This is a genomic window from Flavobacterium sp. 9AF, from assembly GCF_902506265.1.
In the GTDB taxonomy this organism is placed as follows: domain Bacteria; phylum Bacteroidota; class Bacteroidia; order Flavobacteriales; family Flavobacteriaceae; genus Flavobacterium.
Map to the genome: position 1 here is coordinate 300,049 of NZ_LR733556.1, position 15,310 is coordinate 315,358.

General features: G+C 30.0%; 13 protein-coding genes and 3 tRNA genes. 9 read left to right on the plus strand and 7 right to left on the minus strand.

Annotated features, from left to right (window positions below; all coding sequences use genetic code 11):
- The first annotated feature begins 81 nt into the window (after window positions 1–81).
- The 3 genes from panB to HALO113_RS01475 are packed head-to-tail and all read left to right on the plus strand — an operon-like array spanning window position 82 to window position 2,039.
- Window positions 82–900, plus strand: a complete 819-nt coding sequence (gene panB / locus HALO113_RS01465; RefSeq protein WP_159777335.1) for a 3-methyl-2-oxobutanoate hydroxymethyltransferase — start codon at window positions 82–84, stop codon at window positions 898–900.
- 48 nt (window positions 901–948) lie between these two features.
- Complete coding sequence (locus tag HALO113_RS01470; protein WP_159777336.1) at window positions 949–1,305, plus strand: four helix bundle protein; 357 nt, start codon at window positions 949–951, stop codon at window positions 1,303–1,305.
- A gap of 38 nt (window positions 1,306–1,343) precedes the next feature.
- A complete protein-coding gene (locus HALO113_RS01475; RefSeq protein WP_159777337.1) occupies window positions 1,344–2,039 on the plus strand; it encodes an RluA family pseudouridine synthase in 696 nt (231 codons plus the stop codon).
- A gap of 33 nt (window positions 2,040–2,072) precedes the next feature.
- On the opposite strand, the gene HALO113_RS01480 is transcribed toward HALO113_RS01475, so the two are convergent.
- Entirely contained in the window at window positions 2,073–4,049 is a 1,977-nt protein-coding gene (locus tag HALO113_RS01480) for a thiamine pyrophosphate-dependent enzyme (protein ID WP_159777338.1), read from the minus strand.
- 201 nt (window positions 4,050–4,250) lie between these two features.
- Here HALO113_RS01480 and HALO113_RS01485 point away from each other — a divergent pair, with 201 nt between their 5' ends.
- From HALO113_RS01485 to HALO113_RS01500, 4 genes are all read left to right on the plus strand, one after another.
- Window positions 4,251–5,204 carry an isopenicillin N synthase family oxygenase gene (locus tag HALO113_RS01485; protein WP_159777339.1) on the plus strand — a complete coding sequence of 318 codons (954 nt, stop codon included), beginning with the start codon at window positions 4,251–4,253 and terminating at the stop codon, window positions 5,202–5,204.
- Window positions 5,205–5,408: 204 nt separating this feature from the next.
- Window positions 5,409–6,404, plus strand: coding sequence for an AI-2E family transporter (locus HALO113_RS01490; RefSeq protein ID WP_159777340.1), 996 nt, complete (start codon window positions 5,409–5,411; stop codon window positions 6,402–6,404).
- Window positions 6,404–7,582 carry a class I SAM-dependent methyltransferase gene (locus HALO113_RS01495; RefSeq protein WP_201297547.1) on the plus strand — a complete coding sequence of 393 codons (1,179 nt, stop codon included), beginning with the start codon at window positions 6,404–6,406 and terminating at the stop codon, window positions 7,580–7,582. The genes HALO113_RS01490 and HALO113_RS01495 overlap by 1 nt, the downstream gene beginning before the upstream one ends.
- A gap of 6 nt (window positions 7,583–7,588) precedes the next feature.
- Complete coding sequence (locus HALO113_RS01500) at window positions 7,589–8,158, plus strand: hypothetical protein (protein ID WP_159777341.1); 570 nt, start codon at window positions 7,589–7,591, stop codon at window positions 8,156–8,158.
- A 52-nt stretch (window positions 8,159–8,210) separates the two neighbouring features.
- Here the strand turns inward: HALO113_RS01500 and HALO113_RS01505 are convergent.
- The 3 genes from HALO113_RS01505 to HALO113_RS01515 form a co-directional block, all read right to left on the minus strand.
- Window positions 8,211–8,284: transfer RNA gene (locus HALO113_RS01505), tRNA-Arg, on the minus strand.
- Between the two features lie 13 nt (window positions 8,285–8,297).
- Window positions 8,298–8,372 (minus strand) — tRNA-Pro (locus HALO113_RS01510).
- 12 nt (window positions 8,373–8,384) lie between these two features.
- Window positions 8,385–8,468, minus strand: a tRNA-Ser gene (locus HALO113_RS01515).
- 262 nt (window positions 8,469–8,730) lie between these two features.
- Between HALO113_RS01515 and HALO113_RS01520 the strand changes: the two genes are divergently transcribed.
- Window positions 8,731–9,909, plus strand: a complete 1,179-nt coding sequence (locus HALO113_RS01520; protein ID WP_305069223.1) for an acetyl-CoA C-acyltransferase — start codon at window positions 8,731–8,733, stop codon at window positions 9,907–9,909.
- Between the two features lie 76 nt (window positions 9,910–9,985).
- Window positions 9,986–10,747 (plus strand): C40 family peptidase, encoded by a 762-nt coding sequence (locus tag HALO113_RS01525; RefSeq protein WP_159777343.1) that lies wholly within the window; start codon window positions 9,986–9,988, stop codon window positions 10,745–10,747.
- A gap of 86 nt (window positions 10,748–10,833) precedes the next feature.
- Here HALO113_RS01525 and HALO113_RS01530 read toward each other — a convergent pair whose 3' ends face one another.
- The 3 genes from HALO113_RS01530 to HALO113_RS01540 all read right to left on the minus strand — a co-directional run bounded on the left by HALO113_RS01530 (window position 10,834) and on the right by HALO113_RS01540 (window position 15,281).
- A complete protein-coding gene (locus HALO113_RS01530) occupies window positions 10,834–12,981 on the minus strand; it encodes a S46 family peptidase (protein ID WP_159777344.1) in 2,148 nt (715 codons plus the stop codon).
- 113 nt (window positions 12,982–13,094) lie between these two features.
- Window positions 13,095–14,267 carry a hypothetical protein gene (locus HALO113_RS01535; RefSeq protein WP_159777345.1) on the minus strand — a complete coding sequence of 391 codons (1,173 nt, stop codon included), beginning with the start codon at window positions 14,265–14,267 and terminating at the stop codon, window positions 13,095–13,097.
- Window positions 14,268–14,393: 126 nt separating this feature from the next.
- A complete protein-coding gene (locus HALO113_RS01540; protein ID WP_236554568.1) occupies window positions 14,394–15,281 on the minus strand; it encodes a hypothetical protein in 888 nt (295 codons plus the stop codon).
- Window positions 15,282–15,310: the final 29 nt, after the last annotated feature.

Consider the following 15,310-nt stretch of genomic DNA (forward strand, 5'->3'; position numbering starts at 1 on the left):
TTACAATTTCTAAGAATATCTTAATTTTACAAAGAATTTTGATTTTAAAAACGAGAGTTTCTCAAACTATACTATAATATTATGTCAGTAGCCAAAAAAGATTACAAAAGAATTACCACAAAAACATTAATCGAGATGAAAGAAAATGGAGAAAAAATCTCCATGCTAACAGCCTATGATTACACTATGGCTAAAATTGTGGATTCATCTGGTGTTGATGTAATTTTAGTGGGTGATTCGGCAAGTAATGTAATGGCTGGGCATGAAACCACGTTACCAATTACCTTAGATCAAATGATTTATCATGCTTCTTCTGTCATTAGAGCTGTACAAAGAGCTTTAGTCGTTGTAGATTTACCATTTGGTAGTTATCAATCTGATCCTAAAGAAGCCTTACGTTCAGCCATACGAATTATGAAGGAAAGTGGTGGACATGCCGTTAAATTAGAAGGGGGAAGTGAAATTAAAGATTCTATAAAACGAATTTTACATGCTGGGATTCCTGTTATGGGCCATTTAGGTTTAACTCCACAATCCATTTATAAATTTGGAACCTATACGGTTAGAGCAAAAGAAGATGCGGAAGCTGAAAAACTAATGGAAGACGCTAAAATGTTAGAGCGTATAGGTTGTTTTGCCATTGTCTTAGAAAAAATACCCGCAGCTTTAGCTGAAAAAGTAGCTAAAAGTGTTTCCATTCCTGTAATTGGTATTGGAGCTGGAAATGGTGTAGACGGTCAAGTCTTAGTGTTACATGATATGATTGGAATGACACATGAATTCAGCCCAAGATTTTTAAGAAGATACATGAATTTGTATGAAGATATGACTACAGCAATTAGTCAATATGTTACTGATGTTAAGGCTGTTGATTTTCCAAATGAAACCGAGCAGTATTAAGAGATTTTTTTGATTATTAGATCTTTAGATTACCTAAAAAATAATTATATGCATCGATTTAAAGATTTGGAAATTTGGAAATTAAGTAGAAAGCTTTCTACTGAAATTTATTCTATTACAGCAAATTTCCCTGATAACGAAAAATTTGGATTATCAAATCAACTAAGAAGAGCTTCTGTATCACTTCCTTCAAATATAGCTGAAGGTTGTTCAAGAACTAGTAATAAAGATTTTTCAAGATTTTTAGAAATTGCTATTGGCTCTGCTTATGAAATGGAAACTCAATTATTAATTGCTTTTGATTTAGGTTATATAGATCAAGATAGACTTGAAGTTTTAATAAATAATTTAGATCAAATAGTAAAAATGACTTCGAAATTTCGCTCAACATTAATTTCAAAATAATTAAACGATCCAAGTATCTAACTATCTAATTTTCAGAAATGAAAACAATATCCACAAAAGATAACCTTCAAATTCTTCACGAAGACAATCATATCATTGTGATAAATAAGCGTGCTGGAGATATTGTGCAAGGTGATAAAACGGGAGACAAACCTCTTTCAGATGTTGTAAAAGAATATCTTAAAGAAAAATACAATAAACCTAGAGAAGTTTTTTTGGGCGTTATTCATCGTTTGGATAGACCTACAACCGGTATCGTTGTTTTTGCCAAAACATCAAAAGCTTTAACCCGTTTAAATGAAAGTTTTAAAAATAGAGAAACTAAAAAAATCTATTGGGCAGTCGTAAAAAATTCCCCACCAAAATCTAACGACACCTTAGTTCATTTTCTAAAAAGAAATCCCAAAAACAACACTTCAAAAGCGCATACAAAAGAAGTCCCGGATAGTAAAAAAGCGAGTCTAGAATATCGCCTATTTAAAAAATTGGACAATTATTTTGGCCTAGAAATTCTATTACATACAGGAAGACATCATCAAATTAGAGCCCAATTAACAGCTATAGGTTGCCCAATAAAAGGAGATTTGAAATATGGTTTTGACAGAAGTAATTCAGATGGAGGCATTCATTTGCATGCTAGAAAATTGGAGATTATGCATCCGGTAACCAAAGAAAATTTAGTTTTTGTAGCTCCCACTCCAAATGAAGTGATTTGGAATGCCATCATACAATAAAAAAGGGAACTGATTGTTCCCTTTTTTATTATCTTAATATTGCATTATTTTTTTTAATTCCGCTTCAAATCGATTTTTAGGTAAATATTGATCTTCTAATGCTTTTACAAATGGAATAGCCGTTTCAATACTACCTACTCTTTTCACAGGGGCATCTAAATATTCAAAACAATTTTCCATAATCAAAGCGGAAATATCGCTTGAAATACCACCAAATAGTGTGTCTTCTTGTAAAATAATAACACGACCCGTTTTCTTCACGGAATTGAAAATCGTTTCTACATCTAACGGTTGTAACGATCTTAAATCTATTAAATCTGCTGAAATATCAGTATTATTTGATAAGGTTTCTAAAGCCCAATGTACTCCAGCACCGAAGGAAATAATAGTTACTTCATTACCTTCTTTTAATACAGCAGCTTTTCCAAAAGGAATGGTGTAATAATCTACTGGAACATCTTGATATATACTTCTATACAATTGCTTGTGTTCAAAATATAAAACAGGATTTGGGTCATTAATGGCTGTATTTAAAAGTCCTTTTGCATCATATGGAAAGGCTGGATAAACTACTTTTAATCCTGGCGTTTTGGCAAACCAAGCTTCATTGGTTTGTGAATGAAAAGGACCCGCTTGAGTTCCACCACCACAAGGCATTCTCACTACAACATCCGCTTTTTCGTTCCAACGATAATGTTGCTTTGCTAATAAATTTACAATCGGGTTAAATCCTGTAGAAACAAAATCCGCAAATTGCATTTCCACAATCGCTTTATATCCATTGATTGACAATCCGTTTGCAGCAGAAACGATAGCACTTTCGCAAATTGGTGTATTTCGAACTCTATCCTTACCAAATTCGGCTACAAAACCTTCTGTAATTTTAAAAGCACCTCCATATTCAGCAATATCTTGTCCCATGATTACTAAATTCTCATGTTTTTCCATGGATAATTTTAAAGCACTTGAAATGGCATCAATAACTCTAATATTTTCGGTTACATCAGAATGGAAGAATTGTTCGTGCTCATAGGGCTCGTACATATCATTTAATTCTTCTTCTAAATTGGCTTCTACTTCAGGTTCTAACTGTGTTTTTGCCCAATGCTGATCAATTTCTGCTTTAATGCGCTCTTTAATTAAAACATCATCCTCTTCATTCATAACAAAAGTCCTAAATAAATAATCTTTAAAATTAGCAATCGGATCTTTTTCTGCCCATAGATCCATTAATTCTTGAGGTACATATTTAGTTCCACTCGCCTCTTCATGACCTCGCATTCTGAAGGTTTTAAATTCCAGTAAAACGGGTCTCGGATTTTCAATCATAGATGCTTTCAATTCAGTAATTTTATGAAAAACATCTAAAATATTATTCCCATCTATAACATGACTTTCCATTCCATAACCTACTCCTTTATCTGCTAAATTTTCACAACGATATTGTTCATTTGTAGGTGTCGAAAGTCCATATCCATTATTTTCAATCACAAATAAAACTGGTAAATCCCAAACGGAAGCTATATTTAATGCTTCATGAAAATCTCCTTCTGAAGTAGCACCTTCACCCGTAAAAACAGCTGTAATCTTACCATTTTGCTTCAATTTATTAGCTAAAGCGATTCCGTCTGCAACTCCCATTTGAGGACCTAAATGAGAAATCATTCCTACAATCTTAAATTCTTGTGTACCAAAATGAAAACTTCTGTCTCTACCTTTAGTAAAACCTGTCTTTTTTCCTTGCCATTGTGAAAACAAACGATGCAAAGGAATTTCTCTAGTTGTAAAAACACCTAAGTTACGGTGCATCGGTAAAATATATTCGTCTTTGTCTAAAACCGCAGTAATTCCAACAGAAATTGCTTCTTGACCAATTCCTGAAAACCATTTAGAAACCTTACCCTGACGCAAAAGAATGAGCATCTTTTCTTCAATCATTCTTGGTTTTAAAAGTTTTTTATACAAATCTATAAGTTGAGGATTGCTTAACTCTTTTCTATCAAAGTTCATGGTAATGGGTTTGTAATTATTTGAATTCAAAAATAGGAAAAATAACATTTTCAAATGGAATTGTTATAAAATTTATTTTACCAAAATGTAACAGTATCTCAAAATGTTGATAACTTCCTCATTTTAAATTAAAAATAAATCAATACATTTGTATTTACTTGGGCTAAGCGCCTTTAGATTTATTAACAATAAAGTTTTAGTATGCAACAAATTCCTAGTGTTGACTTACGTGATTTCCTGTCGGATGATCCGACACGTAAACAAAAATTTGTAAATGAAATCGGAAAAGCCTACGAAGAAATCGGCTTCGTAGCATTAAAAGGTCATTTTCTAGATGACAAATTAGTAGAGGACTTATATGGTGAAGTTAGAAATTTCTTCAGTTTGCCTCTAGAAACCAAATCAAAATATGAGATTCCTGGTATTGGAGGACAAAGAGGTTATGTATCTTTTGGTAAAGAGCATGCTAAAGGTCGTTCTGCTGGAGATTTAAAAGAATTTTGGCACTTTGGACAATATGTTTCCGAAGGGTCAAAATACGAAAACGAATATCCTGATAATGTTCAGGTAACGGAATTACCTAATTTTAACCCAGTTGGAAAACAAGCCTATCAAATGCTTGAAAAAACTGGTATTTATGTTTTAAGAGCTTTAGCCTTATACATTGGTTTAGATGAATTTTATTTTGACAAATACATCAAAGACGGAAATAGTATTTTAAGACCTATTCACTACCCTCCTATTACAGATGAACCTAAAGATGGAGCTGTTAGAGCTGCAGCTCATGGAGACATCAACTTGATTACATTATTAATGGGTGCTCAAGGAAAAGGGTTACAAGTACAAAACCATAATGGAGAATGGGTTGATGCCATTGCGCAACCTGATGAATTAATGATTAACGTGGGTGATATGTTATCGCGTCATACAAACAATAAATTGAAATCTACAATTCATCAAGTGGTAAATCCTCCAAGAGAATTATGGGGAAGTTCGCGATATTCAATTCCATTTTTCATGCATCCAGTAAGTGATATGAGTTTAAACTGTTTACCTGAATGTATTGATGAAAATAATCCAAAATTATACGAAGATATAACCGCTGGTGAATTCTTACATGAAAGATTAGTGGAGTTAGGATTAATCAAAAAATAATCGGAATAGTTCCAAATTATAAAATTCCAAATTCCAATTATTTTGGGGTTTGGTTTTTTCTTTTAATTTAAAATCTTAGAAACACAGATTTAAGAAATTGAAAAAATTTAAAATCTATTATAATTTTATTGAAAGTAATTACTTTGATTATATAGATTTATTTAATCTTTTTTAATCTGAATTTTAAAATAATGATAGCAATTAATGAAATTTTTCCCTCATCAAGAATTAACAAAATCAATTATAGGTGTTTATTATGATGTTTACAATGAGCTAGGCTACGGATTTCTAGAAAAAGTATATCATGTTATAACTACATTATTATTTTTTGTTTTACTTATTATAAGTTTCGTTTTACTTTTTGTACCATTAATCATTTCACAAGGAGAAAATTTATCTCTTTTAGATATTAATTCCTTAGAAATTGGTTTTAATGACATGGTTTCTAGCATAAGTAATTATTTAGAAACTTATCATGTTAATTTTAAACAACTTATAGATTCTTCAAATCTAACTTCAAAAATCAATTTTAATTTTATTCCAGATATTTTTAATGGAATAATAAATATTGTAGGCAATCTAGGAATGGGTTTAGCTTCCGTTTTATTTATATCTTTTTTTCTATTAAAAGAAAAAGAACAAGCATTTAAAATTTTCAAATTCATTTTACCTAGAAATCACAAAACAAAAATTTTAGTTTCTATAGATAAAATTCAACATTTACTTTCACGTTATTTTATTGGTTTATTATTACAACTCTTTATTATACTAATTTTATATTTAATTGTGTTCTTAATTTTTGGAGTTGATAATGCTTTTATTATAGCATTACTTTGTGCAGTTCTAAATATCATTCCATATTTAGGTCCTCTATTAGGAATGATTGTTGCTACTTTATTAATAATGATTAGCGGCATAGGTGATGATTTTATTCAAAGTACGTTGCCAAATACTATATATGTAATTTGTGGAATGTTTATTGTTCAATTAATAGATAATAATTTGAGTCAACCTATAATTTTTTCAAAAAGCACCAAATCACATCCGTTAGAGATTTTTTTAGTTATTTTATGTGCTGGTATTTTATTTGGTATAACAGGAATGATTATTGCTGTACCCAGCTACACAGCACTAAAAGTAATAGGGAAAGAATTTTTACCAGAAAATAAGATTATAAAAGCATTAACAAAAGACTTGTAATGAGTATACAAGAAGTATTATTAAGAGAAGACATTCAGAATTTCATTAATACTAACATAGAAAAAGACCCTAGTCATTTAGCACTATTAAAAAGTAGTTTTCCAATTGATCATATAACAATTGTTAATCAAATTGTCTCAAAACAAAAAGCCAGAAAAAAATTACCGACTTGGTTTAAAACTAAAAACATTCTTTATCCACCAAAGATTTCTATTGAACAAACTTCATCTGAAATAACTGCAGCTTACAAAGCTTCTCTTGTTTCTGGAGAAAGTCTAATTGACTTAACGGGTGGTTTTGGTGTTGATGACTTCTATTTTTCAAAAAAAATTACCTCTGTTATACATTGCGAAATTAATGCAGCTTTATCAAACCTTGTGCAACACAATTTTGAACAATTCAATTCAAAAAATATTGTTTGTCTATCTGGAGATAGCACTACTCTTCTTAAAGAGATGAATAAAACATTCGATTGGATTTACATTGATCCTTCAAGAAGAAACGATATAAAAGGAAAAGTCTTTTTATTAGGCGATTGCGAACCAAATGTCCCTAAAAATTTAAGTTTCTATTTTCTATATACTAACAAAATATTAATTAAAACGGCTCCTTTACTGGATATTCAATCTGGTTTATCTGAATTACAATTTGTAAAAAAAATACATATTATTGCCGTTGAAAATGAAGTTAAAGAAATTTTATGGGAAATTGAAAAAGATTATAAGGACCTTATCATTATAAGTTGTGTTAATATTGAAAAAGGAGAAACAGATATTATAAATTTATCACTAAAACAAAATTATATTCCCACTTATTCGTTACCTAAATATTTTTTATACGAACCGAATTCTGCTTTATTAAAATCGGGTTATTTTAATGCAATTTCGGAAATTTTCAAAATTCATAAACTGCATCAACATTCACATTTATATACTTCTGAGGAAAAAATTGATTTTTTTGGAAGAACTTTCAAAATTGATGCAATATTTCCTTTTCAGAAAAAAGAAATCAAAAAACATCTGGAAAATCAAAAAATGAATATCACTACTAGAAATTTCCCTCTTAAAGTAGAAGAAATTAGAAAAAAATATAAAATTAAAGAAGGTGGTTCAATTTTTGCTTTTTTTACTACAGATATTGAAAATAATAAAATAGTTTTGCTTTGCTCAAAAATTTAATCTAAAATGAAGAAATTATTCCTATTCCTTAGCTTAGTTCCATTATTATGTCTTGCACAAAAAAAAGATTGTAAATATGATTTTGAAGAAAAAACAGATACAACCTTTTTAAAGGCTTTGCCTGATAAATTGGTTTATGAAAAAATCTTTGGAACATCAAAAGAATTTATTCAATTTAAATTATTGAATCATAATGGAGTTCCTACATTGAGCTTTCAACAAATTCAAAAGAGTCAGGATTTTATTCCAGTAAAATGTTTTGATGCTAAATCAAAAATTGTTTTTCAACTTGAAAGTGGAAAAATTGTAAGTTTATTAAGTGTAAATACAGAAACTTGCTCTACCCTAACCTATTTATCTGAAGAAAATAGCAATATTCGACTATTAAAAGGTTATTTTGTATTTACAAAATTAAATTATGATGAACTTAAAAAATCAAGAATTACTGTTATGCGAGTGCAATATACAGGAGAATCAAAAGATTATATCATAAACGATGCGATTCAATCAGAAATTTTAAATGAAAATATAAAACCCAGTTCCTACTTTATAGAAAATTTAGAATGTGTAGAATAAAATAATTCTAATATATTAAAACAAAAAAGCCTAGCAATTGCTAGGCTTTTTGTGATCCCGTCAGGATTCGAACCTGAGACCTACTGCTTAGAAGGCAGTTGCTCTATCCAGCTGAGCTACGAGACCAATACTTTTTTAGTCGGGGTGGCAGGATTCGAACCTGCGACCTCCTGCTCCCAAAGCAGGCGCGATAACCGGGCTACGCTACACCCCGAAAACAAAAAAGCGGAGAGACAGGGACTCGAACCCTGGCATCGGTTACCCGATGACAGATTAGCAATCTGCTCCGTTACCACTCCGGCACCTCTCCAATAATCTTACAAAGAACTGATCTTTTTTGCGGTTGCAAATGTATATCTTAGTATTGTAATTTACAACATTTATTTAAGTTTTTTTTTCTTTTTTTTAATATTTTTTCTGAAAAGCTTATCATTCAACAAGATACAAAATAACTTTTTTTTAACTTAAATGAATATTTCATAGTAAGAAACTTCACAAGACCTAATATATTGTAAAAATTACATTTTTTATCAATAAAAATAGTAAATTCGCAATTCAATTAAAAAAACCTTATCATGAAAAAAGTTGTTATAGTTGCTGCAGTAAGAACACCTATCGGTAGCTTTATGGGTTCATTATCTACTGTTCCTGCTACAAAATTAGGAGCAACCGCTATAAAAGGAGCTTTAAATAAAATAAATTTAGATCCAAAAGAAGTTGATGAAGTATTAATGGGAAATGTAGTTCAAGCTGGAAACGGACAAGCACCTGCACGACAAGCTGCTTTATATGCTGGAATACCAGATACTGTTCCTTGTACAACTGTAAATAAAGTTTGTGCCAGTGGGATGAAGGCAATTATGCAAGGTGCACAAGCTATCATGAGTGGAGATGCTGAAGTAGTTGTTGCTGGAGGTATGGAAAATATGAGTTTAATTCCACATTATGTACACTTGAGAAATGGAGTTAAATTTGGTCCTACATCATTAATTGACGGATTACAAAAAGATGGTTTAACAGATGCTTATGATAACAATGCTATGGGAGTTTGTGCCGATTTGTGTGCTACTGAACATAACATTTCAAGAGAAGCACAAGATAATTTTGCTATTCAATCATATGAACGCTCAGCTAAAGCTTGGGAAAATGGTAAATTTGATACTGAAATTGTACCTGTAGAAGTTCCTCAAAGAAGAGGTGATGCTATTATTGTATCTAAAGATGAGGAATACACTAACGTAAAGCTTGATAAAATACCAAGCCTTGCTCCTGTTTTTACAAAAGAAGGTACAGTAACAGCTGCAAATGCTTCTACTATTAATGATGGTGCTGCTGCTCTAATCTTAATGAGTGAAGAGAAAGCAAATGCTTTAGGATTAAAACCATTAGCGTATATTAAATCTTATGCAGATGCAGCGCAAGAACCGAAATGGTTTACAACTGCTCCTGCAAAAGCGTTACCTATTGCATTAGATAAAGCCAATTTAACTATTAATGATATTGACTTTTTTGAGTTTAACGAAGCTTTTTCTGTTGTAGGTTTGGCCAACGCTAAAATTTTAGGTATAACAGAAGACAAAATAAATATAAATGGTGGAGCTGTATCGCTTGGTCATCCGCTAGGATGCTCAGGAGCAAGAATTGTAGTAACCTTACTTAGTGTATTACAACAAAATAACGCTAAATTAGGAGCAGCTGCTATTTGTAATGGTGGTGGTGGTGCTTCTGCCCTTGTAATTGAAAGAGCTTAAATTTAAATTATGAATTATGAGTTAGGAGTCGTAATTTTGCCTAACTCATATTCATAAGTATTTATCATAACAAACCATGTTTGGAATTTGTAATCTAGCCATTGTGCCACTTCGTTTAGAACCATCAGATAGAAGCGAACAAGTTTCACAATTATTATTTGGTGATCATTTTAAAGTTTTAGAAAAAATTGAAAAATGGACAAAAATTGAAACCGCTTTTGATCATTATATTGGCTGGATAGACAATAAACAATATCTACATATTAGAGAAGATCATTTTGCTATACTTGAAGAATCTCCTATAGTGCTAAATGGTGATCTAATTGAGTATATTTCTACACCAAATAATCAATTAATTCCTATTCCACTAGGAAGTTGTTTGTCTTTTTTAGATAATGAACAAATTAATTTTTCAAATTATATTTTTGAAGGGATAAAGATTTGTGGTATTAAAGAAAAGTCAAATTTAATTAAAACTGCTTATATGTATCTCAATGCCCCTTATTTATGGGGTGGAAAAACACCATTTGGTATTGATTGTTCTGGTTTTACCCAAATGGTTTACAAATTAAACGGGTATAAAATTTTACGTGATGCTTCTGAACAAGCCACTCAAGGTGAAGCACTGAGTTTTATTGAAGAAAGTGAGCCTGGAGATTTAGCCTTTTTCGATAACGAAGAAGGTAATATTATTCATGTAGGAATCATGATGGAAGATAATTATATTATTCATGCTTCTGGAAAAGTACGTATCGATCGATTGGATCATTTAGGTATTTATAATGCTGAAACAAATAGACATACGCATAAATTGAGAGTCATAAAAAAGATTATCTAAATCATTCCTCTATTTTTCTTTACCAAATAAAAAAAACCGTTTCAAAATAAAACTTGAAACGGTTTTTTTATAATTTCTCTTAGGTCTTATTTAATCAAAGTCATTTCATCAACTATGTTTTTAGCTCCGGAGAAGTTTTCAATTACCCATAAAACATAACGGATATCAACATTAATTGTTCTTTGCAATTTTTTATCGAAAATTACATCCCCAGCCATAGCTTCAATATTTCCATCGAAAGCTAAACCAATTAGTTCACCTTTACCATTTAATACAGGAGAACCCGAATTACCACCAGTAATATCGTTATCAGTTAAAAAATTAACATGCAAAGATCCATCTTTATCGGCAAAACGACCAAATTCTTTCTTAGCGTTCATTTCTAATACTCGAACAGGTAAATCAAATTCCAAATCTCCTTTTTTGTATTTTTTAACTTGACCTTCTAAAGTTGTATAATTATTAATAACTGCATCATTACGTTTGTCTGCTGGCAATGCTCTTACTTTACCATAAGTTAAACGTAAAGTAGAATTAGCATCTGGGTATTTAATTTCACCTATTTTTGATTCTCTTAATCCTTCTACTAATAATCTAAAAGAAGCTTCAAAATCATTTTGTGCTTTTAGTAATTCTTCACTCTTGAAAGAATAGTGTGTTAATAAATCGTTTGATAAAACATATAATGGATCATTTTTAAGTAATTCTTCAGATGGTAAATCTAAAAAAGCTTTTATTCTGTCTAATGAAGTAAAGATACTTAAATCAAAAATTTCGTTAACATATTTTGAAAAATCACCTCCATTTTCTTTTGCTAATTTTTCTACAATCGGTGCTAAAGTATATCCTGCTTTTTTATTATACAAACTCAATTGAGCAGCCAAGATATCTTTTTCAGCAGGTAAATGAAGCTCCTTGTGCATTCCTTCTGCCATTTCCATTATTGTAGGTGCCATTTGAGTTCTCTTAGTTGCATCTGCTTTGATATAATTTTCTAATTGTCTACCTAAACCTCTACTTACGGTTCCAAAAGCAGAAGTTCTAAATAATTGCATTAAATAATTATCATGACGCGATTTCTCATTTGTCATCGCATAGTAAGCATTAATAGTAGCAACAACATTTCCATATTTCGCTTTATTTTCTGGTTTATTTGCCCATTTATCAAATTTAGCTTCTTGAGCGGCTTTCGTCTTTGCTGTTTCAAATTTGGTTAAAGCATCAATCATCCCTTGACGGTTTTTCCAATAATTGGCAACACCTGCAAATTTTGAAGCATAAACTAAGTTTAAAGCATCACTTTGCACCATATATTTTTTCATGTTATCCATACCTGTTTTAGAACCTTCAACCCAAGCAGGATAAGCAAATTTTACGTTTTGTTCAATTCCACCAGCTGGCATCCAACGATTCGTTCTTCCAGGATATCCTAAAATCATCGCAAAATCGTTCTCTTTTACACCTCCAATATTAACTGGTAAATGATGTTTTGGTTGTAAAGGCACATTTTCTTTAGAATAATCTGCTGGGTTACCATTTGCATCAGCATATACTCTAAACATTGAAAAATCTGCAGTATGACGAGGCCATTCCCAGTTATCTGTATCTCCTCCAAATTTACCTAAACTTTCTGGTGGTGTTCCTACAAGACGAACATCTTTATAGTCTTGGTAAACAAAATAATAATATTCGTTTCCTTGAAAAAAAGGTCTAACTGAAACAGTATATTTACCTCCTTCATTGTTTTCTTTCTCAATTTTTGAAATTTCAGAATTGATGGCTTTTGCTCTATCTGCCTCACTCATAGATGGATTTACAACCGATAAAATTCTTTTAGTACAATCGTCCATACGAACAAAAAAGCGCACATATAAACTTGAAGGTTTTAATTCTTCGGCTCTATTTTTTGCCCAATAACCTTCTTTCAAATAATTTTTATCAGCTGTTGATAATTCAGCGATAGCATCATAACCACAATGATGATTTGTTAAAACTAACCCATCTTTAGAAATCATTTCTGCTGTACAACCACCATTAAATTGAACTATAGCATCTTTTAAGCTATGATTGTTTATACTGTAAATTTCTTCAGCAGTTAACTGTAAGCCCATTTTTTGCATATCTCTGTGATTTAAACGTTCTATAAACATTAAAAACCACATTCCTTCGTCTGCTTTAACCGATGAAGGTAAAAGCGTAATTATGGCAATAAGCGATAATAAAATTTTTTTCATATTAATATAATTCTTTTGTAGCGCGAATATAATCTTTTTTAAAGGAGCAAAAAAATGTTAGATTATCAAAATATGTTATTTTTTTTATAAAATTCTTAATTTATCTAGGTAATTTACTTTTCATTATTAATTAATTCCCAAATTTTTTCATTGTAATTTTCCTTAGTAATTCCAGTAAGTTTTTCAAGTGTTTTATAATATTTTTCATTTCCAGCTTCAGAAGGCCCTACATTTAATAGTTCCCAAACACCTTCAAATCCTTTTTCTTTTTCAATTTTCTTTACTAATAAAGCATTTACAATATAGTCTGCACTATTATTATAATCTTTTGTTTTAAAATTAAATCGTTCTTCCTTAATTTTTTTCCAATCCATTTTACTATCAATGGCAACTTGGTCTAGAAACGCTCTAAAAATTTCATCCCATGATAAACCCCAACTGCCTCCATATAAATAGGCACAACCTTCATCAACTGGCTTATTTATTTTGCTTCTAGAAATAATTAAACTCAATCTATCGTGCCATAAATCATGTGGATCAAAATAATCGAATTGACTATTTTGATTGGCTAGAAAAATCAACTTTTTGTTCGTAAAAACGATACTCCAAATTCCTTCGTTTCTACCATTATAATCTAATTTATAGGAAACACCTATTAAATTTAGAAAATCAAAAGCTGTATTGCAACAATAAAAAGTTGTTTCTTTATCAGAAATTTTAAGTTTTTTATCAAAAAGAGTTGCTAATTTCATATACTGTTTAACTCTTTTTACATTTATACTATTCTCATAGATAAACTGAGTTTTATCCATCTGTATCTGTTTCCAATTCTTGATATTTTTAAGAAATGGAGAAGAAAATAAAAAAATATCATTATTTTGGTGTGCAATTAAATTAAATTGTGCTTTTAATTGAGGTGTATTTTCATTATTCCCTAAATAGGCTATTTGAAGCAAGTATTCGCTATCATTTTGTTTTACTATATTGATAAGATAAGGCTTGTAAAAAAAATTATCATTTAATTTTTCATTTCTTTCCACATTTTTCATTTCATCAAGCAAGATGAAGGTTGTTTCTTTTTGTGATTCCAAAACGAAGGTATTTTTATCATTTTCGTTATCCTTTAAATTTAAAAAATGATTTAATGAAGTTATGATTCTTTCAAAAGCCAATGTATCCGTTGGTTTTCGTAGATTCTCATTCCATAAGACACCTCTGTTTTGTGAAAACAATGGTAAAAGTCCTAAAAGTAGTACTGCTGTAATAGTCATTTTTGATTTCATCATTTTTGTTTTTAGTTGGTTTAACAAAGCTACGTTGCAGTTTTAACTAAAAAAGTTAATGATTTTCAAATCTTGTTAACTATATGTTATTGTTTTACTTATATTTTTCTTAATTCTAATAACTTCTTTTTAATTTCTTCTTTTATTTAATTTAAATCGCAAAGCATCTTTCGTAAAAGTAGTGTTTTGAGCATTTAAATAGTTTAATTCGGAAACAATTTCAGGGTTTTTATCAATATATTCTGCCACAATTTCATAAGAAATTGTTCGTATATTTTTATCTAATTGCTCATTTTTACCAAATTGTTTTTTAATTACTTGTAAAAATATTCGTTTATTATTATCATTTGTTTTTGTATCGTAAATCGTTTTGATTTCTTCATCAATACTATTCTGATTTTGTATAAAATGAAAATAATTTGATAAACAGTCTTCTCTTTGAATGCCTTTCTCCCAACCATCTAATAATAATTGTTGTGCTTCAGTTACATTCTTAATTTTATTTCTAATCAATAGAGCTGCTTTAACATATTGTCCCGATGCAATTTCTTGATTTACAGTTTTATAGAACCATTTTTTTGCTTCTTCTCTATTGTTTAGACAAACATACATATCCCCTACTTTCTCAAAATTATTATGTTTTTCATATAACTTTAAAGCATCGGTATAGGCATTACCTTTTTCAAAACATTCCGCAGCTTTCTTTTCGTCTTTTAAATATTTTAAATGAATTGTAGCCACTTCAATATATAAACCTCCTTCATATAAAACATTTGCAGCTGTATAATTATCTTTTAAAAGTTTCATATATACATGAGCCGCTTTTTTATATTCTTTATTTTTAATATACTCTTTCGCCAAATCTCTATATTTTTGTTCAAGAGTATTATAAACACTAGATTCTAATAGTACATTGTTACCTAAACCTTGATTGTAGGAATTTTTATTATTTCCTAAAGAGGTTAATTTTTTTAATATATTATACAAAACAACGGAGAATATTACTGTAGTAAACATTAAAATTATAAATTGATTACTACTAAGAT

Excerpts from the sequence above, each read along its gene's own strand:
- HALO113_RS01470 (WP_159777336.1), top strand. The coding sequence starts at position 949 with ATGCATCGATTTAAAGATTTGGAAATTTGGAAATTAAGTAGAAAGCTT.
- panB (WP_159777335.1), top strand. The coding sequence starts at position 82 with ATGTCAGTAGCCAAAAAAGATTACAAAAGAATTACCACAAAAACATTA.
- HALO113_RS01495 (WP_201297547.1), top strand. The coding sequence starts at position 6,404 with ATGAGTATACAAGAAGTATTATTAAGAGAAGACATTCAGAATTTCATT.
- HALO113_RS01530 (WP_159777344.1), bottom strand. The coding sequence starts at position 12,981 with ATGAAAAAAATTTTATTATCGCTTATTGCCATAATTACGCTTTTACCT.
- HALO113_RS01500 (WP_159777341.1), top strand. The coding sequence starts at position 7,589 with ATGAAGAAATTATTCCTATTCCTTAGCTTAGTTCCATTATTATGTCTT.
- HALO113_RS01480 (WP_159777338.1), bottom strand. The coding sequence starts at position 4,049 with ATGAACTTTGATAGAAAAGAGTTAAGCAATCCTCAACTTATAGATTTG.
- HALO113_RS01475 (WP_159777337.1), top strand. The coding sequence starts at position 1,344 with ATGAAAACAATATCCACAAAAGATAACCTTCAAATTCTTCACGAAGAC.
- HALO113_RS01540 (WP_236554568.1), bottom strand. The coding sequence starts at position 15,281 with ATGTTTACTACAGTAATATTCTCCGTTGTTTTGTATAATATATTAAAA.
- HALO113_RS01525 (WP_159777343.1), top strand. The coding sequence starts at position 9,986 with ATGTTTGGAATTTGTAATCTAGCCATTGTGCCACTTCGTTTAGAACCA.
- HALO113_RS01535 (WP_159777345.1), bottom strand. The coding sequence starts at position 14,267 with ATGATGAAATCAAAAATGACTATTACAGCAGTACTACTTTTAGGACTT.
- HALO113_RS01485 (WP_159777339.1), top strand. The coding sequence starts at position 4,251 with ATGCAACAAATTCCTAGTGTTGACTTACGTGATTTCCTGTCGGATGAT.
- HALO113_RS01490 (WP_159777340.1), top strand. The coding sequence starts at position 5,409 with ATGAAATTTTTCCCTCATCAAGAATTAACAAAATCAATTATAGGTGTT.